The sequence below is a fragment of the Monashia sp. HAY1-2A genome (assembly GCF_056755315.1).
Genome location: NZ_JBNDHY010000007.1, coordinates 35,510 through 56,520, shown reverse-complemented (window position 1 = coordinate 56,520; position 21,011 = coordinate 35,510). Strand labels below are relative to the sequence as shown.

Genomic DNA, 21,011 nt, shown 5'->3' with positions numbered 1-21,011 from the left:
GACCCTCCTCGGCCGCATGCCGTCCGCCGTGGGCTACCAGCCGAACCTCGCCGACGAGATGGGCACGCTCCAGGAGCGCATCACGTCCACGCGTGGCCACTCGATCACCTCGATGCAGGCGATCTACGTGCCGGCCGACGACTACACCGACCCCGCCCCGGCCACGACGTTCGCGCACCTCGACGCGACGACCGAGCTCTCGCGTGACATCGCGTCGATGGGTATCTACCCCGCCGTCGACCCGCTGTCCTCGACCTCGCGCATCCTGGACCCGCGGTACATCACGCAGGACCACTACAGCACCGCGGTGCGCATCAAGTCGATCCTCCAGCGCAACAAGGAGCTGCAGGACATCATCGCGATCCTCGGTATCGACGAGCTGTCCGAGGAGGACAAGATCCTCGTCAACCGCGCCCGTCGCATCCAGCGGTTCCTGTCGCAGAACACCTACGTCGCCAAGCAGTTCACCGGCATCGAGGGCTCGACCGTGCCGCTCGCCGACACGATCGAGGCCTTCACGAAGATCGCCGACGGCGAGTACGACCACGTCGCCGAGCAGGCGTTCTTCATGTGCGGTGGCCTCGACGACGTCGAGCGCCAGTGGGCGGAGATCCAGAAGAATCTCTGACTCCTGTGTCAGTCTGACCGCATGTCTCGTTCGACCCGAGGACGGGGAGGCGCCCACTGGGCCCTCCCCGTCCGACGTTGGGGGCCTGCCCTGTTCGCCGTCGTGCTGGCCGCGGCGGCGATCTGGCGTGCCCGGTACGGGGTCGACTTCTCCGACAGCTCGCACGCCGTCGAGCTGGCACTGCGCCTCGCCCAGGGTGACCTGCCCTTCCGCGACGAGCTGAACATCCAGGTCCTCGGCGCCTGGCCCGCCGTGCCGTTCGTCTGGCTGTGGACCCACACGGTGGGCATCGAGGGACTCGTGCTCGCCTCGCGGGTCTTCTACGTCCTGCTCGGACTCGGGTGCGGCGTCGCGTCGTGGCGGGCGGTGTCACCGCATCTCGGCCGTGGCACCGCCGCGGCCGCCATCGGCGTCGCGCTCATCCCCGCGGCCTACAACCAGCAGGTCGTCTCCTACAACACGACGCCGGCGATGGCCTACCTGCTCGCCGTGTGCGCCGGTGGGGCGGCCGTGACGCGGCGGTCGCTGCCGTGGGGGGTCGTCGCCGGGGCCGCGGTCGTGCTCGGCGCCCTCGCGCACCCGGTCACCGCGACGGCTGCGGCCGCGCTGCTCGTGGTGCTGCTCCTGCTCGCGCGCGGGAGGGGCCTGCTCGGGGTCGGGGCCGGTGTGGTGGGCACCGCACTAGTCGTCGTCGTCGTGGCGCTCGGCGTCTGGGGGCTGCCCAACATCCGCGAGACCCTCGTGTTCACCGACGACTACCAGGCGACGCGTGCGCCGCGGGAGACGCGCATCGGCCGCTGGCTGGGGTTCCTCGGCGGCGAGCTGGACCATCGTCTGGCGGTCACCGCTCTCGTCCTGGCCGTCCTGGCCGTGGTGTTCTCGGCCGTCCCGGTGCTGCGACGCCTCCGCGGTGTGCTCGTCGTGGCGGCCGTGGCGGCGGCGTGCGTCGAGGCCCTGCTGCGCGGGTCGTCGGGCGCGACGTACTCCGTCGTGTCCTGGCTCAGTGCGGTGCTCGCCACGGTGCTCCTCCTCGTGCTGCTGGCTCCGGCCGTGGCCGCGGCGGTGTCCCGGCGCGGGACGACGGCCCGCATCCTCGTGCTGGGGCTGGCCCCCACCGTGGTCGGCATGCCGTTCGTGGCGGGCTTCACCTCCTCGGCGCCGCTCTGGGGCGCCACCGGTGCCGTCATCGCGCCCGGCCTGTTCGCCGTGACCGTGGCGACGCTCGCGTGGATGTCGGAGCACGGACGCGTCGTCAAGGCGGCCCTCGCAGCGGTGCTCGTCGCGGGCCTGGCGACGGTGCACGCCGCGAACAGCTTCCGCGACGGGACCCCGGGCCCGCTCGTCGCGACCGTCGCCGACGGCGCCTACGCGGGCCTGCGCACGACGCCGGAGCGTCGCGCCGTCATCGAGGACAACGAGCTCGCGCTCAGTCTCTGCGCCCGGCCGGGCGACGGCGTCCTCGCCTACATCTACCCGGCCGCCTTCCTGCTCGGCGACGTGCGGTTCGCCACACCGATCACGTGGCTCGACTTCTTCGGCGAGAGCAACACCCACGTGCTCGCCTGGTACCAGCGGACCGGCCGCCTGCCGCAGTGCGTCGTCGCCGCCAGGTCGTACTGGCCCGGTTTCGGGCACGGCCGTTACGTGCGCGAGCCCGACCCCCTGCGCACGTGGGTGCAGGCCCACTACCGCCTCGTGACGCAGACCACGCAGATCGTCGTCCTCGAGCGTCGCACCTGACGAGACGCCGGGCATGTCGCGGGTACGAGCGGTGTTGACTTGAGTGGATTTCCCGTCAGCGCCGACGAGTTCAACCACCCTCGAGACGGAAGGACCCATCCGTGAGCACGTCCACCCCGCAGGCCCCGCGACATCGCGTCGTCGTCATCGGTTCGGGGTTCGGCGGACTCTTCGCCACCCAGCGCCTCAAGCGGGCCGACGTCGACGTGACGCTCGTGGCCCGCACGACGCACCACCTCTTCCAGCCCCTGCTGTACCAGGTCGCGACCGGCATCCTGTCCGAGGGCGAGATCGCGCCGTCGACGCGTGAGGTGCTGCGGCGTCAGGACAACGCGACGGTCCTGCTCGGCGACGTCACCTCCATCGACCTCGAGGCCCGCACGGTCACCCACACGACGGTCGGACGCGAGACGGTGACGCCGTACGACTCGCTCGTCGTGGCGGCCGGCGCAGGGCAGTCGTGGTTCGGCAAGGACGAGTTCGCGCGGCACGCGCCGGGCATGAAGTCGATCGACGACGCGCTCGAGCTGCGCGGGCGCATCTTCGGCTCCTTCGAGCTGGCCGAGCTGGCCTCGACGCCGGCCGAGATCGAGCGCCTCATGACCTTCGTCGTCGTCGGCGCCGGCCCGACCGGTGTCGAGATGGCCGGACAGATCGCCGAGCTCGCGCGCCGCACGCTGCGTCGCGACTTCCGGCGCATCGACCCGACGAAGGCCCGCGTCATCCTCCTCGACGCCGCCCCCGCGGTGCTCGCCTCGTTCGGTGAGAAGCTCGGGGACCGGGCCGTGCAGCGCCTGACGTCGATGGGTGTCGAGGTGCGTCTCGGGGCCAAGGTCGTCGGTGTCGACTCCACCGGCATCGAGGTCGAGCACGAGGACGGTTCTCGGGAGCGCATCGAGTCGGTCTGCAAGGTGTGGGCCGCCGGCGTCAGCGCCTCGCCGCTCGGGCAGCAGCTGGCCGACCAGACCGGTGCCGAGCTCGACCGCGCGGGCCGGATCGCCGTACGACCGGACCTCACCCTGCCCGGGCACCCCGAGGTCTTCGTCGTCGGCGACATGATGGCTCTCGACAACCTGCCGGGCGTCGCCCAGGTCGCCATCCAGGGCGGGCGCTACGCCGCCGACCAGATCACCCGGCGGCTCGAGGGCAAGGAGCCCAAGGGGCCGTTCGAGTACTTCGACAAGGGCTCGATGGCCACCATCTCGCGGTTCTCGGCGGTGGCCTCGGTCGGCAAGGCGCAGTTCAGCGGCTTCATCGCCTGGGTCCTGTGGCTGGCCGTCCACCTCGTCTACATCATCGGGTTCAAGCACCGCACGACAACCCTGCTGCACTGGGTCGTCAGCTTCCTCGGCCGGGGACGCTCCGAGCGCACCGTCACCGAGCAGCAGGTGTTCGCCCGGCAGGCGATCGCCGACCTCGGAGCCGACTTCAGGCCCGAGCTGCCACGCCTGGCCAAGGACCGACCGCACGAGCAGGTCGCGGCCGCCGAGGCAGCCGAGAGCTCCCGCTGAGCAGAGCGGCGAGGCCCCGACCGGTGGACCGGTCGGGGCCTCGAGCGCGCTCAGGGCGCCTCGGCGGCGCGTCGGCGGCGCGTCAGCCGCGGGTCATCCGCGCGTCAGCCGCGCGTCAGCCGGCGCGTTCAGGGGAGCGTCACGGGACGAGGCGCTCGACGGCCGCGCCGAGGCGGGGCAGGGCCGCGACCACGTGCTCCTTGGCCTTGCCCCGCAGCGTCCCGTAGACCTTCGCGGCGGCCGCGTGCGTCGTGCTCGCCGCCTTGGCGTCGGTGACGGCGAGGAGCGCGTCGGCCACGGCCTCCGGCTGGGCGGCCAGGTGCGCGCCGAAGGGCGTGTCGCCCTTGGTGGCCCAGAACGGGTCGAGGGCCGTGGCGAACTGGGGCAGCAGCCGGTCGGTGGCGCTGGGGACGAAGCTGCCGCCGAGCTTCTTGGCCGCGGCGTAGCCCGTCTTGACCGCGACGCCGCCGAAGCCCGACTTGTCGGCGACCTCGGCGTCGATGACGTCGGTGAGGGCCTCGACCGCCACGGGGCGGCGGGTCGGGTCGAGCAGGGCGTCGGACACAGCAGTGCTCATCAGGGGTGCTCCTCGGTGCAGGTCGTGGAGGTGGAGGTGTCGCTGCGAGGGTGGTGCCGCGCGAGGGACGGGTGCGCTCTCACGGGCCGACCTCGCGTACTGAGCATCCTTGCAGAGGCACTAAACTGCCAGGCACACCCCCACGATCCGGAGGAAACGTGAGTTCGCTCAAGGTTGAGATGGTCGCCGCCGACCGAAAGGTCTGGGAGGGCGAGGCCAAGTTCGTACGCGCCCGGTCCATCTCGGGCGAGCTGGGCATCCTGCCAGGCCACACGCCACTGCTCGGCGTCCTCGTCGAGGGTGAGGTGTCGATCGACTCCCTCGACGGCGAGCGCAGCACCGTCATGGTCGACGGCGGCTTCCTGTCCGTCGACTCCGACGTCGTCACCATCGTCGCCGAGCACGTCGACGCGTCCTCGCTCCAGACGTCGAGCCACTGAGGTCAGCGCGTGCCGTCCGTTCTCGTCTCCACCGAGATCGCGATCGGCACGCTGCTCGCCCTGGCGGTCGTCGTCCTCACGACGACCTACCTGCGCCGTCGCTACATCGCCCGTGGCCTGCAGCTGACCCTGTGCGGCCTGCGCCAGCCCGGCACGGCCAGCTGGCGCCTCGGTCTCATCCGGTTCGGTGACAACGCCCTCGAGTGGTTCACGCTCGGGGGCGTCTCCGTGCGCCCCAAGCGCCGCTGGGCGCGGCAGCGGCTGCGGATCGAGGCCCCCGTGCTGCTGACCGGCTCCGACTCGATCCCCCTCCTGCCGGACGCCAGCATGGTGCCCTGCACCGACGGCCAGGCCGGCTTCGAGCTCGCCCTGCAGGCCTCCGCCTACACCGCCCTGCGGTCGTGGCAGGAGGCCGCACCCCCGGGCTACAACGTCAACGTCGCCTGACCCCGGCCTCAGCGTCTGCCGCGGCGCTCGGGCTTGTCGACGCGGCCGCCCCCCGGCTGCCACAGGACGTCGCCGCCGATGGGCTTGTTGGCGACGCGGGCGAGGATGAAGAGCAGGTCGGACAGGCGGTTGAGGTAGGTGGCGGTCAGCACGTTGACCCCGCCGACGCCACGGGCCTCGCCCTCGCCGCCCGGCTCCACCCCGTGCGCCTCGACGGCCGCCCAGGCCGAACGCTCGGCCCGCCGGGTCACGGTCGTGGCCAGGTGCAGGTGGGCCGACCCCGGTGTGCCTCCCGGCAGGATGAACGAGCGCAGCTTCTCGACCTGGGTCAGGTAGTGGTCGCAGTCGGCCTCGAGGTCGTCGATCCACGGCTGCTCGACGCGCAGCGGCGGGTACTCGTAGGCCGCCCGCAGCGGCGTCGACAGGTCGGCCCCGACGTCGAACAGCTCGTTCTGGACCCGGCGCAGCGTCGCGACGACCTCCTCCGGCAGGTCGCCGCAGGCCAGGGCGACGCCGATCGCGGCGTTGGCCTCGTTCGCGTCGGCATAGGCGTGCAGGCGAGGGTCGTTCTTGCTCGTCCGTGAGAAGTCGCCGAGGCTCGTCGTGCCGTCGTCGCCCGTCCGGGTGTAGATCCGCGTCAGGTTGACCATGGGGCCACTCTCTCACCGGGCGGCTGGGCCCACCCGGATAGGGTGCGGTGCGTGAGAGAGCGTTTCCGTGTCGTCGGCGGGGCCCGTCTCGTCGGCGAGGTCACCGTCCTGGGCGCGAAGAACAGCGCCCTCAAGCTCATGGCGGTCGCGCTGCTCGCCGAGGGACGCACGACCCTGACCAACGTCCCGGCCATCGCCGACGTGACGATCATGGCCGAGCTGCTCCGGCGGCTCGGGGTCGAGGTCGACTACGCGCCGGAGCGGAACCGGGTCGTCCTCGACGTGCCCGCCTCGATCGGCCACCGGGCCGACTACGAGCTCGTCCGGGCGCTGCGGGCCTCGATCTCGGTGCTCGGCCCGCTCGTGGCCCGCACGGGTCAGGCCGACGTGGCCGTCCCGGGCGGGGACGCCATCGGCTCGCGCGGCCTGGACCTGCATGCGGCGGCCCTGGAGTCCCTCGGCGCACGGGTCCACGTGACGCACGGCTACCTCGTGGCCGAGGCGCCCGACGGCCTGCGCGGCGCGGAGATCCGCCTCGACTTCCCGAGCGTCGGCGCCACCGAGAACGCGCTGACGGCGTCGGTCCTCGCGCGGGGCACGACGACGATCGACAACGTGGCCAAGGAGCCCGAGATCGTCGACATCGCCGAGATGCTCGTCTCGATGGGGGCCCACATCGAGGGGGCCGGCACGTCCCGCATCGTCGTGCACGGCGTCGACCGGCTCGCGGCCACCGAGCACGCCGTCGTGCCCGACCGCATCGCTGCGGGCACGTGGGCCTTCGCGGCCGCCACGACGCGCGGTGACGTCGAGGTCGTCGGGGGAGTGGCCGAGCACCTGCGCGTCCCGCTCGGCTCGCTCGCCGACGCCGGATGCCTCGTCGAGACGACCGACCGCGGCTTCCGGGTGGCCGTGGAGGCGGACCGACCGCGGGCCTTCGACGTCGCGACGCTGCCCTACCCGGGCTTCCCGACCGACCTGCAGCCGTTCGCGCTCGCCTACAACGTCGTGGCCGACGGCTCGGCGATGGTGACCGAGAACCTCTTCGAGGCCCGGTTCCGCACCGTCCAGGAGCTCGCACGACTGGGCGCGGAGGCGCAGATCGACGGCCACCACGTCATGACCCACGGCGTCCCGCTCCTGTCGGGGGCGCCGGTGGAGAGCAGCGACATCAGGTCCGGTGCGGCCCTCGTCATCGCCGGGCTCGTCGCCGAGGGCGACACGCTCGTCAGCGGCGTCCACCACATCGACCGGGGCTACCCGCGGTTCGAGGTGGCCCTGCGTGCCCTCGGTGCCGACGTCACCCGGGAGCCGGACGACGCACCGTTCGAGTGAGACCCCGGGCGGTTCGCCGGACCTGCCCGGGTTCGTCCCTCGGGGGAGGAACCCGGACGTACCCACCTGCACGTCACGGACGTATTTTCTTGACCACTTCTTGACTCCTCAGGGCAACGTTTTCGGTACCGGGGCCGTCATCATGGTGACGGCAGCCGCGTTGAGAGGGGTCACGATGGCGCTGAACACCCAACGGAGGGCACCGGTCCGAGTAGTCGACGGGCCGGACGGGCACGACGTGATCATCGAGGGGCGACTCGACATCCACACCGTGCCCGACATCCGCGACGCCATCCACGCGATCATCCCCCAGGGGCGCGGCGACATCCGCCTGCACCTGGCCGACGCCGAGATCGGCGACGCCACCGGCCTCGGCGTCCTCGTCCACCTGCACCGGCGGGCCACCCGCGCCGAGCGTCGACTCCTGCTCGTCGACCCGAGCGACCGCACGACGCGGCTCGTGCGCGGGTGCCGGCTCGACCGCATCCTCGCGCCGCGTCACGCCTCGTCCACTGTGGCGCCTCTCACCGCCTGAGCGTCTCCCCGGCGCGAGGGGCCGCCGCTACCGTCGAGCCATGTCCTCGACGGAGAGCGCCCCGCCCGCACCCACCCGGCCGCAGCGCGACCGGCCCTGGGTCATGCGCACGTACGCCGGGCACTCGAGCGCGGCCGCCAGCAACGCGCTCTACCGCCGCAACCTCGACAAGGGCCAGACGGGCCTGTCGGTGGCCTTCGACCTGCCGACGCAGACAGGGTACGACCCCGACCACCCGCTCGCCCGCGGCGAGGTCGGCAAGGTCGGGGTGCCGGTCAGCCACATCGGGGACATGGCGGCCCTCTTCGAGGGCATCCCGCTGCGGGCGATGAACACGTCGATGACGATCAACGCGACGGCGATGTGGCTGCTCGCGCTCTACCAGGTGGCGGCCGAGCGGCAGGCGCAGGAGGCGGACGAGGACCCGACCGAGTGGGTCCATGCCCTCGCCGGCACGACGCAGAACGACATCATCAAGGAGTACCTCTCGCGGGGGACCTACGTCTTCCCGCCGGGACCCTCGCTCCGCCTCATCACCGACCTCGTCGCGTACACGGTGCGCGAGATCCCCAAGTGGAACCCCATCAACATCTGCAGCTACCACCTGCAGGAGGCCGGCGCGACCCCCGTCCAGGAGATCGCCTTCGCGATGTCCACCGCCGTCGCCGTGCTCGACGCGGTGCGCGACTCGGGGCAGGTTCCGGCAGAGGAGTTCTCAGCGGTCGTCGCGCGAATCTCCTTCTTCGTCAACGCCGGCGTGCGGTTCGTCGAGGAGATGTGCAAGATGCGCGCCTTCGTCCGGCTGTGGGACGAGCTGACCACCGAGCGGTACGGCGTCGCCGACGAGAAGGCCCGACGCTTCCGGTACGGCGTCCAGGTCAACAGCCTCGGGCTGACCGAGGTGCAGCCGGAGAACAACGTCCAGCGGATCGTCCTCGAGATGCTCGCCGTGACCCTGAGCAGGGACGCCCGCGCCCGTGCCATCCAGCTGCCGGCGTGGAACGAGGCGCTCGGCCTGCCGCGGCCGTGGGACCAGCAGTGGAGCCTGCGCATGCAGCAGGTCCTCGCCTTCGAGTCCGACCTGCTCGAGTACGACGACCTGTTCACCGGCTCCGTCGTCGTCGAGCGCAAGGTGGACGAGCTCGTCGAGGGGGCGAGGGCCGAGATGGCCCGCATCGAGGGGATGGGCGGGGCCGTGGCCGCCGTCGAGTCCGGCTACATGAAGTCGGCCCTCGTCGCGTCGCACGCCGAGCGGCGTCGCCGCATCGAGGCGGGCGAGGAGGTCATCGTCGGCCTCAACCGCTTCGAGACGACAGAGCCCAACCCCCTCACGGCCGACCTGGGCACTGCGATCCAGACCGTCGACGCGTCCGTCGAGCAGGCGGCCGCCGACGCCGTGCGCACGTGGCGCGAGCAGCGTGACGCGGACACCGACGCCGCAGCCCGTGCCGTTGCGGCGCTGGAACGGCTTCGCGCCGACGCAGCGTCGGGCGTCAACCTCATGCCGGCCTCTCTCGAGTGTGCCCGCGCGGGGGTGACGACCGGTGAGTGGGCCGGCGCCCTGCGCGAGGAGTTCGGCGAGTACCGCGCTCCCACGGGCGTGTCCGGCTCCGTCGGCGTCGGTGGCGCCGAGCCGGGTGACGACCTTGCGCGCGTGCGGCGGCTCGTGGCCCGCACCGGTGAGGAGCTCGGCGAGCGGCTGCGGCTCCTCGTCGGCAAGCCGGGTCTCGACGGGCACAGCAACGGCGCCGAGCAGGTCGCCGTCCGCGCCCGCGACGCCGGCTTCGAGGTCGTGTACCAGGGCATCCGACTGACGCCCGAGCAGATCGTCGCCGCCGCGGTGGCCGAGGACGTGCACCTCGTCGGCCTGTCGATCCTCTCCGGCTCGCACATGGAGCTCGTGCCGGAGGTGCTGCGAGGCCTGCGCGAGGCGGGTGCCGGGGACGTGCCCGTCGTCGTCGGCGGCATCATCCCCGAGGCCGACGCCGCCGCACTGCGCTCGGCAGGGGTGGCGATGGTCTTCACTCCCAAGGACTTCGGGCTCAACGACATCATGGGCGAGATGGTCGGCGTCATCCGTGAGGCGCGCGGCCTGACCGCCGTCGAGGTCGCCCCCGCCTGACGCCCTGACCGTGGCCCCCACCTGGCGTAGCGTCAGGGCATGAGCGACCTGCAGTGTGCCGCCCGGATCGTCGTGGTCAACCCGCCCGGCCTGGCCGACGTCGGCTGGCTCGCCTCGGCGATCCACCTCGAGAAGGTCCAGGCGGTCTACGCCGCCGACGACGTGCCCGACACCGGCCCGGTGGAGTCGCTGGCCGACGACCTCGGCGTCCCCTCCCACCTGGCCCACGGCGACCTGTCCGACGGCTCCGAGGGCTTCAACGCGCTCGTCGACGTGCACCGCGGCGAGACCGTCGTCGTCGTGCGCGGGGGAGCGGACCCCGACCCGCTCCTGCTGCTCGTCGACGCCGACGGCGTGGCTCGCCAGCGGCTCGAGGGTCTGACGTGACACCGCTCGGTGCCGGCGGGCGAGGGCCGGCCGTCGGCAGCGTGGCGACGGTCGGCGACCTAGAAGAGGCGTGACTCGGCGTCGTCGATGCCCCTCAGAGCGTCGTAGTCGAGGACGACGCAGCGGATGCCGCGGTCCTCGGCGAGGGTGCGTGCCTGGGGCTTGATCTGCTGGGCGGCGAAGACCCCCGTGACGGGCGCCAGGTGCGGGTCGCGGTTCATCAGCTCGAGGTAGCGGGTCAGCTGCTCGACGCCGTCGATCTCGCCGCGTCGCTTGATCTCCACGGCGACGCTGGCGCCGCGGTCGTCCTTGGCGAGGATGTCGACGGGGCCGATCGCGGTCATGTACTCGCGGCGCACGAGCGAGAACCCGTGGCCGAGCGTGTGGATGTGCTCGGCGAGCAGGCGCTGCAGGTGCGCCTCGACACCGTCCTTGACGAGCCCGGGATCGACGCCGAGCTCGTGGGCGCTGTCGTGGAGCACCTCGTGGATGACCACGGTCAGGCGGTCCTCGGACCTGGCGTGCTGCACCCGCCACACCGCGACGACGCCGTCGGCGGCCTGTGACTCGTCGGGCTCGACCTCGGCCATGGTGCACGGCGGCGACATCCAGTTGAGCGGCTTGTAGGACCCGCCGTCGCTGTGGACGAGGACCGAGCCGTCGGCCTTGACGACGAGCAGCCGGGTCGCGAGCGGCAGGTGGGCCGTCAGACGGCCGTCGTAGTCGACGCTGCAGCGGGCAATGACGAGACGCACCCGGTCACCCTAGGGCAGGACGACCGGCGTGGGCAGCGTCACCCCCGCGGTGGGTGTGGGTGTCCGTGCGGCTCTGGGAGACTTCGACCCATGGCTCGTGAGTTCACCAAGGTGGGTGTCATCGGACTCGGCACCATGGGCGCCGGCATCGTCGAGGTCTTCGCCCGCAACGGCATCGACGTCGTCGCGGTCGAGGTCACCGACGAGGCGGTCGAGAAGGGCCGTGGCGTCCTCCAGCACTCGACCGACCGGGCCGTGGCGCGCGGCAAGCTCACCGAGGCCGAGCAGGCCGCCCTCGTCGGCCGGGTCCACTTCTCCGCCGACATGGCCGACCTCAAGGAGTGCCAGCTCGTCGTCGAGGCCGTGCCCGAGAAGCTCGAGCTGAAGAAGGAGATCTTCTCCCGCCTCGACACGATCGTCGCCGACGACGCCATCCTGGCGACGAACACCAGCTCGCTGCCGGTCACCGAGATCGCGGTGGCGACGATCAACCCCAAGCGCGTCGTCGGCATGCACTTCTTCAACCCGGCGCCGGTGCTCCAGTTCGTCGAGGTCATCAAGACCGTCATCACGAGCGACGAGACCTTCGCCGACGTCAAGGCGCTCGCCGAGCGGCTCGGCAAGAAGCCGGTCGTCGTCGGGGACAAGGCGGGGTTCATCGCCAACGCGCTGCTGTTCGGCTACCTCAACCACGCGGTGGCGATGTTCGAGAGCCGGTACGCCTCGCGCGAGGACATCGACGCCGCGATGAAGCTCGGCTGCGGCTACCCGATGGGCCCGCTCGCGCTCATGGACCTCATCGGCCTCGACACCGCCTACGAGATCCTCGACACGATGTACAAGCAGGGTCGCGACCGCCTCCACGCGCCGAGCCCGATCATCAAGCAGATGGTCACGGCCGGGCTCAGGGGCCGCAAGAGCGGGCGCGGGTTCTACACCTACGCCGAGCCGGGCAGCTCGCAGGTCGTCGACGACGCCCTGACGCCGGCGCCGGCCGAGACCTCCACGGCCGCGACGCGTCCGGTCCGCACGGTCGGCGTCGTCGGCTCGGGCACCATGGCCACCGGCATGGTCGAGGTCTTCGCCAAGGCGGGCCTGGACGTGACCTACGTCGCCCGGTCCGGGGCCAAGGTGGATGCCGTCCGTGCCGCGGTCGAGCGCAGCCTCGAGAAGGGCGTGCAGCGCGGGAAGCTCACCGAGGACGAGCGTGACGCCGCCCTCGGGCGCCTCCGGGGCACGACGCGGCTGGAGGACCTCGCCGACGTCGACCTCGTCGTCGAGGCCGTCGTCGAGGACCTCACCGTCAAGCGCGCCCTGTTCGAGAACCTCGACGAGATCTGCCGCCCCGGCGCGATCCTCGCCACGACGACGAGCTCGCTGCCCGTCGTCGAGTGCGCCGCCGCGACGACCCGCCCGCAGGACGTCGTCGGGATGCACTTCTTCAACCCGGCCCAGGTCATGCGGCTCGTCGAGGTGGTGCACACGGTGTCGACGGCCGACGACGTCGTGGCGACCGTGCAGCAGCTGTGCCGCAGCATCGGCAAGCACCCCGTCACCTGCGGCGACCGCGCCGGCTTCATCGTCAACGCGCTGCTGTTCCCCTACCTCAACGACGCCGTGAAGATGCTCGAGGCCAACTACTCGACCGCCGACGACATCGACACCGCGATGAAGACCGGCTGCGGGCTGCCGATGGGCCCGTTCGAGCTGCTCGACGTCGTCGGCCTCGACGTCTCGCTCGCCATCGAGCGCGAGCTCTACCTCGAGTTCCGCGAGCGCGGCTACGCCCCGGCGCCGCTGCTCGAGCACCTTGTCACGGCCGGCTACCTCGGCCGCAAGACGGGTCGCGGGTTCCGCACGTACGCCTGAGACCTACGCTGGGTCCATGCCCTCGCGCCGTCGCCCCAGCAAGCACACGCGCGAGCACGTGCCGCTCGACGTGACGCGCATCCAGGGCGGGTCGACGCGGGAGGAGTCCTACGCCGGTGGCCGGTGGACCGTGCGGTCGGTGAGCGGGGCGTCGGCGACGCGTCCGTACCTGTGCCCGGGGTGCCAGCAGGACATCCCGCCGGGGGTGCCCCACGTCGTCGCGTGGCCGGCCGACGGCGTCGGCGGGGTCGGTGACCGTCGACACTGGCACACGGGCTGCTGGCAGCGTCGCGACGCGCGGCCCTCCGGGAACGCCTACCGCTGAGCATCTCGGCTCGACGGGCCGGCCCTCACCGTCGACCACCGGACGAGTCGAAGGGGCTCAGGCGTCGAGGACCGGGGCGAGCTCCCGGGCCACGACCCGCAGGGGAGCGGTGTCGCGCTGGGCGCGGGCCAGCAGGATCGCGCCCTCGAGCGCGCAGAGCATGAGGGTCGACAGGGCCTCGGCCCGACGCCGAGGGCGGCCCAGGTCGACGAGGGCGGCGGTCAGGGGGGCAGCCCAGGTCTCCAGGGCCGCCTGGGCGGAGCGGCGGACACGATCGTTGGTGTCCGCGCAGTCGACGACCGCCCCCGCCACGGGGCAGCCGCGTTCGAAGTCCCGGGCCGCGAGGTCGGCGACCCAGTCGTCGACGACGGCCCGGAACAGGCGGCTCGGCGTCGGGCGCCGCAGCCGCCCGACGTGGTACTCGACGCGGGTGGCGGCCCAGGCACCGGACCACTGCAGCGCCTCCGCGAGGAGCTGGTCCTTGCCGCCGGGGAAGTAGTGCTGGAGCGAGCCTCGCGGCGCTCCGGCGTCGGCGACGACCTGGCGCAGCCCGGTGGCCGTCACCCCGGCTCGGCGTAGGTGCTGTGCCGCCTCGTAGACGATCCGCTCGCGTGGCGCCGGCTGGTGCATGGGTCCTCCTGAGAGACGGCATCGTACGCCGCAACTATGACGCGTGTCATGATGTCGGCACCTACTATGACAGGTGTCATAATGAACGAGCCGGGAGGCGCCATGCAGCGGATCGGGTTCATCGGACTGGGAATCATGGGCAGGCCCATGGCGACGAACCTCCTGCGCGCGGGCCTGCCGCTGGTGGTGTGGAACCGCTCGCCGCGCCCTGCAGCGGAGCTGGCCGCCCTCGGCGCCGTCGTGTGCGAGTCGCCGGCCGCGGTCTTCGCCAGGAGCGAGGTCGTGCTGCTCATGCTCGCGAACGAGGAGGCTGTCGACGAGGTGCTGCGGCGCGGCACCCCGGCGTTCGACGCCGCGGTCGCCGACCGCACCCTCGTGCACCTCGGCACCACCTCCCCGCAGTTCTCCGCGGCCCTCGCCCGGGACGTCGAGCGTGCCGGAGGACGGTACGTCGAGGCGCCCGTCTCGGGCTCTCGCGTGCCGGCCGAGCGTGGCGAGCTCGTCGGGCTCGTCGCCGGAAAGGACGACGCCGTCGAGCAGGTCGAGCCGCTCCTGCGCCACCTGTGCCGCGCGGTTCTGCGCTGCGGCCCGGTGCCGAAGGGCTTGGGCACCAAGCTCGCCGTCAACCTCTACCTGTGCACGATGGTGGCCGGGCTCGCGGAGGCCCACCACCTCGCGGCGGCGATGGGTCTCGAGCTCGCGGCGTTCCGCCGGGCGCTCGATCTCGGCCCCATGGCGAGCGACGTGTCGACCCTCAAGCTCGCCAAGCTCGCCGACCGGGACTTCGAGGCCCAGGCGGCGGTCCGTGACGTCCACACCAACACCCGGCTCGTCGCCGAGGCGGCTCGTGCGGTGGGTGCGGTGAGCCCGCTGCTCGACGTCACCCGCGAGCTCTTCCGCGAGACCGAGGAGTCGGGCGCGGGAGCGCTGGACATGGCAGCCGTCGTCACCGCGCTCGAGGCGAGGGACGGGATCGGCCCCGCCTGCGGCGCCTCTCGCCCGAAGGAGACCTGATCCCGGGGGTGCCTCAGCCCGGCGGCCGGCTCACGAGCACCTGCTCGCGCAGGATGTCCGCGTGCCCGCAGTGCTGCGCGAGCTCGCGCAGGACGTGGAGGTGGACCCACCGCAGCGGCAGCGGCCCGAGCCGGTAGCCCGTGAGGACGTCGTCGAGACCGAGGTGTGCCGTGGCGCGCGCCGACGCCTCGCACGCCTTCCGGTGGGCCTGCACGACCGAGGCCACCGAGTCGTCGTCGCTGAGCAGGAAGGAGTCCTCCGACCGCTCCGGGATGCCGATCTCGGCGCGGGTGCGTCCGGTCAGGGCGTGGTCGAACCACACCTTCTCGACGTACGTCGCGTGCTTGACGAGGCCGAGCAGCGTCGTGGCCGACGGCACGAGCGAGCGCCTCGCCTCCTGCTCGCTCAGGCCCGTGAGCGTCTCGCGCAGGGCCGTGCGGTGCTCGTCGAGGAACCGCTCGCTCTGCTCCCGGGCCGGCGCGTCGATGACCTCGCGGACGAACGTCGTGGGCAGCGTCATGGCCCGAGCCTGCCACGTGACGGCACGCGAGGGGGCCGGTCCACCCCTGCGGTGGACCGGCCCCCTCGTGCGGGGACCGATGCGGCTTACTGGTTGCGGAAGCGGTTGATGGCCTCCTCGAAGCCGGCGCGCTTGTCGGGGTTCGTGACGCCGAGCCCGGCCTGCGGGGCGAGCGTCAGGACACCGACCTTGCCCTGGTGGGCGTTCTGGTGCACGTCGAGGGCAGCCTGCCCCACCTCGTCGAGCGCGTACGTCTTGCTCAGCGTCGGGTGGATGAGCCCGCGGTTGACCAGCTCGTTGGCCTCCCACGCCTCGCGGTAGTTGGCGAAGTGCGAGGAGACGATGCGCTTGAGGTTCATCCACAGGTAGCGGTTGTCGTACTCGTGCATGTAGCCCGACGTCGAGGCGCACGTGACGATGGTGCCGCCCTTGCGAGCCACGTAGACGCTGGCGCCGAAGGTCTCGCGGCCCGGGTGCTCGAAGACGATGTCGACGTCGTAGCCGCCGGTCAGCTCGCGGATGCGCTTGCCGAGGCGCTGCCACTCCTTCGGGTTCTGCTCGGTTCCGTCCTCGTTCCAGAACCGGTAGCCCTCGGCCGAGCGGTCGATGATGAGCTCGGCGCCCATGGCGCGGCAGATCTGCGCCTTCTCCGGCGAGGACACGACGCAGATCGGGGTGGCGCCACCGGCGAGGGCCATCTGCGTGGCGTAGGAGCCGAGACCGCCCGACGCGCCCCAGATGAGGACGCGGTCTCCGAGCTTCATGGCAGCGCCGTGCTTGGAGATCAGCTGCCGGTAGGCGGTCGAGTTGACGAGCCCCGGTGAGGCGGCCTCCTCCCACGTCAGGTGGTCCGGCTTCGGCATGAGCTGGTTGGCCTTGACGACGGCGAGCTCGGCGAGGCCTCCGAAGTTCGTCTCGAAGCCCCAGATCCGCTGCTGCGGGTCCATCATCGTGTCGTCGTGACCCTCGGCGTCCTCGAGCTCGACCGACAGGCAGTGGGCCACGACCTCGGTCCCGGGCTTCCACTTGGTGACGCCGGGGCCGACCCGGAGGACGACGCCGGCCAGGTCGGAGCCGACGACGTGGTAGGGCAGGTCGTGCCGCCGCGCGTACTCCGACGTCCGCCCGTAGCGCTCGAGGAAACCGAACGTCGAGACCGGCTCGAAGATCGAGGTCCACACCGTGTTGTAGTTGATGGCGCTGGCCATGACGGCGACGAGGGCCTCGCCGGGGGCGAGCTCGGGGACCGGCACCTCGTCGATGTGCAGGGACTTGCGGGGGTCCTTGTCGCGGGTGGCGATCCCCTCGAACATGCCGACCTCGTCCTTGTGGACGGTCGCCCCCCGATAGGCCTGCGGGATCTCGAGGGCCGCGTAGGTCTCCCGGGTGCGGTCGCCGGAGAGGATGGCGTCGCGGATGGCCTGCATGTCAAAGGTCCTTACGTCGCAGCGTCATTGGTCACCTGGTTGCACAAGGTCCTGCTCGCCGTCGCCGGCTCGTGACCCGACGGTAGCCACGGTGCCGGAAGGCGGCGTCCCGGGTGAGACGCCCACCACAGGTGACCTGGGTCACGGGTCGCGCGGCCACTCACGCCTCGGCCCCGCCGAGCAGCGTCGAGACGGTGACGAGCTCGTAGCCGTCCGCGCGCAGGCGTTCGACGATCCGGGGCAGCCGCTCGATGGTGATGAGGCGGTCGGACGAGCCGGTGTCGTGGGCCAGCACGATGCTCCCGGGCCGCACGAGGGACGCGAGGTCCTCGACGATGCCGTCGGGGTGGGCGGCGACGAGGTCCTCGCGGGCCTGCGCCGACCACAGTACGGTCGTCAGCCCGAGCTCGGCCGCCGCGAGCACGGCCGCACCGCCGAGGTGGCCGTACGGCGGCCGGAAGAGCGTCGGCGCGACGCCCCACGCCGCCTGCATCGCCTCGCTCGTGCGGCGGATCTCGTCCCGGCACCGGTCGTAGCCGAGCCGGGCGAGGTCCCGGTGCTCGTAGGTGTGGTTGGCCAGCTCGTGGCGGCCCACGCTCGACCGGTGGACGACCGCGTGGTCGCGCACGTTGCGCCCGAGGCAGAAGAACGTCGCGGGCGCGTCGGCGGCCTCGAGCGCGGCGAGCACCTTCGGGGTCCAGTCGGGGTGCGGTCCGTCGTCGAAGGTGAGGGCGACGCGTCGCGCGGTCGGGTCCCCGCTCCACACGACGCTGCCGGACGCGACCCCCGGGGCGCCGCGGTCCGGGCGGACGCCGCTCGCGGGGCTGCCGTAGAACGGCAGGGGCGTGTTCTCGGCCAGCCGGTCGGTGACGGTCCGGGCCGACACCGCCCCCACCGCGCCGACCGCCACGCCGGCCCCGCCGGTGATCGCCCGCCGCCGCGAGATGTCCATGGCCGGATGCTACGGCGGCCGGATGCGAACCCGGCGTGGCGCCGTCGCGGCTCTGGCACACTGACGCCGCCACGAGAGGGGGCGGTGATGCGGCGGGTCGCGACGACGGCTGCGGCGGCGACGGCGGCCGCGGTGCTCTCGCTCGGCCTCGTGCTGCCCCAGGTCGTCCACCCGGAACCGCTGCCGACGCTGCGCAACGGGGCCGACTGGCGGGACCGGCCGCCCTTCGTCCCGGCCTCGCTGGGCAGCCGCCTCCTGCGCCCCGTGGAGGACGCCGCCTGGCTGGCGCGGGGCGGGGCGCCGCTCGAGCCGAGCCGGCGCCGTCTCGTCGCCGGTGCGCTCGCCGACCTGCACGGGCTGACCCGCGACACCGGGGCCGTGGCCGCCGGGCCCGACGCGCCGTGGGCCTACGCCTGGCCCCGCGACAGCGCCTTCGTCGCGGCGGCGTACGCCGTGTCCGGGCACGAGGACGACGCATGGCGGGTGTGGCGCTTCCTCGCCCGTGTCCAGCGCCGGGACGGAGGCTTCGAGGCGCGCTACCGGCTCGACGGCTCGGGACCGCCCGACGACCGACCGCCCCAGACCGACGGTGCCGGCTGGGTCCTCTGGGGCCTCGACGCCACCCGTACCGGCACGGGCGCCCGCGTGCTGCCGGCCGACCTGCGAGCCCTGCGGGACCGAGCCGTGCGCTTCGCCCTCGACCAGACAGCCGACGGCCACCGCCTGCCCGAGCCCACGCCCGACTACTGGGAGGTGCCCGAGGGGCGTGTCACCCTCGGTACCGCCGCGCCGCTGGCTGCAGGTCTCGAGGCCGCGGCCAGGAGCCTTGCTGCAGAAGGCAGCTCGACGGCTGCGGCCCGGTGCTCAGCGGCCGCCGCGCGGCTCCGTGCGCTCGTGCGCTCGACGTTCGGCCCGACCTATGAGCGGCACGGCTCCTCCGGCGGTCTCGACGCCGCCGTGGCGATGCTCATGCCGCCGTTCGCCACGCTCGACGACGCCGCCGCCGTGCGCGCCTGGGAGCGCTACCCGGTCCTCGCGCTGCGTGAGGCCGGCGGGCTGGCACCGGGTGCGGGCTGGAAGTCCGACGGGGTGTCGTGGACCCCGGAGACCGCGCTCGTCGCGTACACGGCAGCCGCGTCCGGACGCGTCGAGCTGGCCGAGCGCTGGCTGGGCTGGCTGGAGGGCCACTGCACCGCATGGGGCAGCCTGCCGGAGAAGGTGCTCCCCGACGGGCGGCCGGCGGGGCCGGCACCGCTGGCCTGGACCGCCGCGCTCGTCGTCCTCACCGAGCACGAGCTCGAGAGCCGGCAGGCCGTCCTCCCCGCCGGCTGAGCGTCAGTGCGCGCCCGCGGGCTCGACGAGCTCGACGAGCACGCCGCCGGCATCCTTGGGGTGGATGAAGTTCACCCTGCTGTCGCTCGTGCCGCGCCTCGGGGCGTCGTAGAGCAGACGCAGCCCGCGCTCGCGCAGCGTCGTGCACACGGCGTCGATGTCGCTGACGCGGTAGGCCAGCTGCTGGATGCCCGGGCCGCTGCGGTCGAGGAACCTCGCGATCGTCGACTCCGGCGACAGGGGCGCCAGCAGCTGGATGCAGGACCCGGAGTCGCCGACGCCCATCATCGCCTCGCGAACGCCCTGCTCCTCGTTCGTCTCCTCGTGGAGCATCGTCATGCCGTACGTGTCGCGGTAGAACGCGATGGCGGCGTCGAGGTCGGGCACCGCGATGCCGACGTGGTCGATGTGCGTGAACAGGGGACCGGTCAACGTGCTCATGGCGACCAACGTAGGACCCGGTCCCACGGGGCAGAAGCGACGGCACGTGTGCGCTTGGTCATGCCCGGCGGGGGTGCCCGGATGCCGAGACTAGAGTGATGAGGACATCCCCGATGACGTTGGAGAGGCTCTTCCCATGACTTCTGACCGTCCCACCTCGGTGATCGTCGCCGGAGCCCGGACCCCGATGGGCCGGCTGCTCGGGTCGCTCAAGGACTTCTCCGGGGCCGACCTCGGCGGCATCGCGATCAAGGGCGCGCTGGAGAAGTCGGGCGTCGCGCCCGAGCAGGTCGAGTACGTCATCATGGGCCAGGTGCTCCAGGCCGGTGCCGGCCAGATCCCGGCCCGCCAGGCCGCGCACGCCGCGGGCATCCCGCTGACCGTGCCGGCCCTGACGATCAACAAGGTCTGCCTCTCGGGCATCAACGCCATCGCCATGGCCGACCAGCTGATCCGGGCGGGAGAGTTCGACGTCGTCGTGGCCGGCGGCCAGGAGTCGATGACGAACGCCCCGCACCTCATGACGAAGTCGCGCGAGGGCTACAAGTACGGCGACGTGACGGTGCGTGACCACATGGCCCACGACGGCCTGTGGGACGCCTTCACCGACCAGGCGATGGGAGCCCTGACCGAGCAGGCCAACACCGGCGCCCAGGCCTTCACGCGCGAGGAGCAGGACGAGTTCTCGGCGCGCAGCCACCAGCTGGCAGCCAAGGCCTGGAAGGACGGCGTCTTCGACGACGAGGTCGTCGCCGTGTCGATCCCGCAGCGCAAGGGCGACCCGGTCGAGTTCAAGAACGACGAGGGCATCCGGGCCGACACCACGGCGGCCTCGCTGTCCGGCCTGCGTCCGGCGTTCGCCAAGGACGGCACCATCACGGCGGGCTCGGCGTCGCAGATCTCCGACGGCGCCGCGGCGGTCGTCGTCATGAGCCGCACGAAGGCCGAGGAGCTCGGCCTGTCGTGGGTCGCGGAGATCGGGGCCCACGGCGTCGTCGCCGGCCCGGACTCGACGCTCCAGCAGCAGCCGGCGCGCGCCATCGCCAAGGCCTGCGAGAAGGAGGGCATCACGCCCGCCGACCTCGACCTCGTCGAGATCAACGAGGCGTTCGCCGCCGTCGGTCTGGCCTCGGCCAAGGAGCTCGGCATCGACGTCGAGAAGGTCAACGTCAACGGCGGCGCCATCGCGCTCGGCCACCCCATCGGCATGTCGGGGGCCCGCATCGCTCTGCACCTCGCGCTCGAGCTCCGGCGCCGCGGCGGCGGGGTCGGCGCGGCCGCGCTGTGCGGTGGTGGCGGGCAGGGCGACGCCCTCATCGTCCGCGTGCCGAAGACCGCCTGACGCGTCCGCGTCGCGACGAGCCGAGCCGCGCC

At 72.5% G+C, this 21,011-nt stretch carries 22 protein-coding genes; 14 read left to right on the top strand and 8 right to left on the bottom strand.

The window, feature by feature from the left end:
* From ACPYOM_RS02195 to ACPYOM_RS02185, 3 genes are all read left to right on the top strand, one after another.
* A partial coding sequence (locus ACPYOM_RS02195) for an ATP synthase beta subunit C-terminal domain-containing protein (protein WP_481344719.1) occupies positions 1-628 on the top strand: 628 nt, incomplete at its 5' end.
* Between the two features lie 21 nt (positions 629-649).
* The gene (locus tag ACPYOM_RS02190; protein WP_481344718.1) at positions 650-2,368 is read left to right on the top strand and encodes a hypothetical protein; all 1,719 of its coding nucleotides are present in this window, start codon (positions 650-652) and stop codon (positions 2,366-2,368) included.
* Between the two features lie 101 nt (positions 2,369-2,469).
* Positions 2,470-3,879, top strand: a complete 1,410-nt coding sequence (locus ACPYOM_RS02185) for an NAD(P)/FAD-dependent oxidoreductase (RefSeq protein ID WP_481339316.1) — start codon at positions 2,470-2,472, stop codon at positions 3,877-3,879.
* Positions 3,880-4,018: 139 nt separating this feature from the next.
* On the opposite strand, the gene ACPYOM_RS02180 is transcribed toward ACPYOM_RS02185, so the two are convergent.
* On the bottom strand, positions 4,019-4,456 hold the full coding sequence (locus ACPYOM_RS02180) for a DUF6918 family protein (protein ID WP_481344717.1): 438 nt from the start codon (positions 4,454-4,456) through the stop codon (positions 4,019-4,021).
* 158 nt (positions 4,457-4,614) lie between these two features.
* Here ACPYOM_RS02180 and ACPYOM_RS02175 point away from each other — a divergent pair, with 158 nt between their 5' ends.
* Positions 4,615-4,896, top strand: a complete 282-nt coding sequence (locus tag ACPYOM_RS02175; protein ID WP_481339320.1) for a F0F1 ATP synthase subunit epsilon — start codon at positions 4,615-4,617, stop codon at positions 4,894-4,896.
* Positions 4,897-4,905: 9 nt separating this feature from the next.
* The gene (locus tag ACPYOM_RS02170) at positions 4,906-5,343 is read left to right on the top strand and encodes a DUF2550 domain-containing protein (protein WP_481339322.1); all 438 of its coding nucleotides are present in this window, start codon (positions 4,906-4,908) and stop codon (positions 5,341-5,343) included.
* Positions 5,344-5,351: 8 nt separating this feature from the next.
* On the opposite strand, the gene ACPYOM_RS02165 is transcribed toward ACPYOM_RS02170, so the two are convergent.
* A complete protein-coding gene (locus ACPYOM_RS02165; protein WP_481344716.1) occupies positions 5,352-5,993 on the bottom strand; it encodes a cob(I)yrinic acid a,c-diamide adenosyltransferase in 642 nt (213 codons plus the stop codon).
* 51 nt (positions 5,994-6,044) lie between these two features.
* Here ACPYOM_RS02165 and murA point away from each other — a divergent pair, with 51 nt between their 5' ends.
* The 4 genes from murA to ACPYOM_RS02145 all read left to right on the top strand — a co-directional run bounded on the left by murA (position 6,045) and on the right by ACPYOM_RS02145 (position 10,372).
* Complete coding sequence (murA, locus tag ACPYOM_RS02160) at positions 6,045-7,328, top strand: UDP-N-acetylglucosamine 1-carboxyvinyltransferase (protein ID WP_481344715.1); 1,284 nt, start codon at positions 6,045-6,047, stop codon at positions 7,326-7,328.
* Positions 7,329-7,503: 175 nt separating this feature from the next.
* Entirely contained in the window at positions 7,504-7,863 is a 360-nt protein-coding gene (locus ACPYOM_RS02155) for an STAS domain-containing protein (protein ID WP_481339329.1), read from the top strand.
* Between the two features lie 103 nt (positions 7,864-7,966).
* Complete coding sequence (locus tag ACPYOM_RS02150; RefSeq protein ID WP_481344721.1) at positions 7,967-9,985, top strand: protein meaA; 2,019 nt, start codon at positions 7,967-7,969, stop codon at positions 9,983-9,985.
* Positions 9,986-10,024: 39 nt separating this feature from the next.
* Positions 10,025-10,372, top strand: coding sequence for a hypothetical protein (locus tag ACPYOM_RS02145; RefSeq protein WP_481339331.1), 348 nt, complete (start codon positions 10,025-10,027; stop codon positions 10,370-10,372).
* 59 nt (positions 10,373-10,431) lie between these two features.
* Here ACPYOM_RS02145 and nucS read toward each other — a convergent pair whose 3' ends face one another.
* A complete protein-coding gene (nucS, locus tag ACPYOM_RS02140; RefSeq protein ID WP_481344714.1) occupies positions 10,432-11,127 on the bottom strand; it encodes an endonuclease NucS in 696 nt (231 codons plus the stop codon).
* A 90-nt stretch (positions 11,128-11,217) separates the two neighbouring features.
* Between nucS and ACPYOM_RS02135 the strand changes: the two genes are divergently transcribed.
* The gene (locus ACPYOM_RS02135; RefSeq protein ID WP_481344713.1) at positions 11,218-12,996 is read left to right on the top strand and encodes a 3-hydroxyacyl-CoA dehydrogenase family protein; all 1,779 of its coding nucleotides are present in this window, start codon (positions 11,218-11,220) and stop codon (positions 12,994-12,996) included.
* A gap of 16 nt (positions 12,997-13,012) precedes the next feature.
* Positions 13,013-13,321, top strand: coding sequence for a hypothetical protein (locus ACPYOM_RS02130; protein WP_481339337.1), 309 nt, complete (start codon positions 13,013-13,015; stop codon positions 13,319-13,321).
* 57 nt (positions 13,322-13,378) lie between these two features.
* Here the strand turns inward: ACPYOM_RS02130 and ACPYOM_RS02125 are convergent, their stop codons facing one another.
* Positions 13,379-13,951, bottom strand: coding sequence for a TetR/AcrR family transcriptional regulator (locus ACPYOM_RS02125; RefSeq protein WP_481344712.1), 573 nt, complete (start codon positions 13,949-13,951; stop codon positions 13,379-13,381).
* Between the two features lie 81 nt (positions 13,952-14,032).
* Between ACPYOM_RS02125 and ACPYOM_RS02120 the strand changes: the two genes are divergently transcribed.
* The gene (locus tag ACPYOM_RS02120; protein WP_481344711.1) at positions 14,033-14,965 is read left to right on the top strand and encodes an NAD(P)-dependent oxidoreductase; all 933 of its coding nucleotides are present in this window, start codon (positions 14,033-14,035) and stop codon (positions 14,963-14,965) included.
* A gap of 13 nt (positions 14,966-14,978) precedes the next feature.
* On the opposite strand, the gene ACPYOM_RS02115 is transcribed toward ACPYOM_RS02120, so the two are convergent.
* The 3 genes from ACPYOM_RS02115 to ACPYOM_RS02105 all read right to left on the bottom strand — a co-directional run bounded on the left by ACPYOM_RS02115 (position 14,979) and on the right by ACPYOM_RS02105 (position 17,864).
* Positions 14,979-15,485 carry a DinB family protein gene (locus ACPYOM_RS02115; RefSeq protein WP_481339343.1) on the bottom strand — a complete coding sequence of 169 codons (507 nt, stop codon included), beginning with the start codon at positions 15,483-15,485 and terminating at the stop codon, positions 14,979-14,981.
* Between the two features lie 86 nt (positions 15,486-15,571).
* Entirely contained in the window at positions 15,572-16,912 is a 1,341-nt protein-coding gene (gene ccrA / locus ACPYOM_RS02110; protein WP_481344710.1) for a crotonyl-CoA carboxylase/reductase, read from the bottom strand.
* 160 nt (positions 16,913-17,072) lie between these two features.
* A complete protein-coding gene (locus ACPYOM_RS02105; RefSeq protein WP_481344709.1) occupies positions 17,073-17,864 on the bottom strand; it encodes a polysaccharide deacetylase family protein in 792 nt (263 codons plus the stop codon).
* 87 nt (positions 17,865-17,951) lie between these two features.
* On the opposite strand from ACPYOM_RS02105, the gene ACPYOM_RS02100 reads away from it, so the two are divergent.
* Positions 17,952-19,196 carry a glycoside hydrolase family 15 protein gene (locus ACPYOM_RS02100; RefSeq protein WP_481344708.1) on the top strand — a complete coding sequence of 415 codons (1,245 nt, stop codon included), beginning with the start codon at positions 17,952-17,954 and terminating at the stop codon, positions 19,194-19,196.
* Positions 19,197-19,199: 3 nt separating this feature from the next.
* On the opposite strand, the gene mce is transcribed toward ACPYOM_RS02100, so the two are convergent.
* Complete coding sequence (mce, locus tag ACPYOM_RS02095; protein ID WP_481339355.1) at positions 19,200-19,637, bottom strand: methylmalonyl-CoA epimerase; 438 nt, start codon at positions 19,635-19,637, stop codon at positions 19,200-19,202.
* Positions 19,638-19,773: 136 nt separating this feature from the next.
* On the opposite strand from mce, the gene ACPYOM_RS02090 reads away from it, so the two are divergent.
* Positions 19,774-20,979, top strand: a complete 1,206-nt coding sequence (locus ACPYOM_RS02090) for an acetyl-CoA C-acetyltransferase (RefSeq protein ID WP_481339357.1) — start codon at positions 19,774-19,776, stop codon at positions 20,977-20,979.
* Positions 20,980-21,011 lie beyond the last annotated feature (32 nt).

Excerpts from the sequence above, each read along its gene's own strand:
- ACPYOM_RS02155 (WP_481339329.1), top strand. The coding sequence starts at position 7,504 with ATGGCGCTGAACACCCAACGGAGGGCACCGGTCCGAGTAGTCGACGGG.
- ACPYOM_RS02105 (WP_481344709.1), bottom strand. The coding sequence starts at position 17,864 with ATGGACATCTCGCGGCGGCGGGCGATCACCGGCGGGGCCGGCGTGGCG.
- ACPYOM_RS02135 (WP_481344713.1), top strand. The coding sequence starts at position 11,218 with ATGGCTCGTGAGTTCACCAAGGTGGGTGTCATCGGACTCGGCACCATG.
- ACPYOM_RS02115 (WP_481339343.1), bottom strand. The coding sequence starts at position 15,485 with ATGACGCTGCCCACGACGTTCGTCCGCGAGGTCATCGACGCGCCGGCC.
- ACPYOM_RS02190 (WP_481344718.1), top strand. The coding sequence starts at position 650 with ATGTCTCGTTCGACCCGAGGACGGGGAGGCGCCCACTGGGCCCTCCCC.
- ACPYOM_RS02100 (WP_481344708.1), top strand. The coding sequence starts at position 17,952 with ATGCGGCGGGTCGCGACGACGGCTGCGGCGGCGACGGCGGCCGCGGTG.
- ACPYOM_RS02130 (WP_481339337.1), top strand. The coding sequence starts at position 13,013 with ATGCCCTCGCGCCGTCGCCCCAGCAAGCACACGCGCGAGCACGTGCCG.
- ACPYOM_RS02165 (WP_481344716.1), bottom strand. The coding sequence starts at position 5,993 with ATGGTCAACCTGACGCGGATCTACACCCGGACGGGCGACGACGGCACG.
- ccrA (WP_481344710.1), bottom strand. The coding sequence starts at position 16,912 with ATGCAGGCCATCCGCGACGCCATCCTCTCCGGCGACCGCACCCGGGAG.
- ACPYOM_RS02150 (WP_481344721.1), top strand. The coding sequence starts at position 7,967 with ATGCGCACGTACGCCGGGCACTCGAGCGCGGCCGCCAGCAACGCGCTC.
- ACPYOM_RS02180 (WP_481344717.1), bottom strand. The coding sequence starts at position 4,456 with ATGAGCACTGCTGTGTCCGACGCCCTGCTCGACCCGACCCGCCGCCCC.
- ACPYOM_RS02120 (WP_481344711.1), top strand. The coding sequence starts at position 14,033 with ATGAACGAGCCGGGAGGCGCCATGCAGCGGATCGGGTTCATCGGACTG.
- ACPYOM_RS02125 (WP_481344712.1), bottom strand. The coding sequence starts at position 13,951 with ATGCACCAGCCGGCGCCACGCGAGCGGATCGTCTACGAGGCGGCACAG.
- mce (WP_481339355.1), bottom strand. The coding sequence starts at position 19,637 with ATGAGCACGTTGACCGGTCCCCTGTTCACGCACATCGACCACGTCGGC.
- ACPYOM_RS02090 (WP_481339357.1), top strand. The coding sequence starts at position 19,774 with ATGACTTCTGACCGTCCCACCTCGGTGATCGTCGCCGGAGCCCGGACC.
- ACPYOM_RS02145 (WP_481339331.1), top strand. The coding sequence starts at position 10,025 with ATGAGCGACCTGCAGTGTGCCGCCCGGATCGTCGTGGTCAACCCGCCC.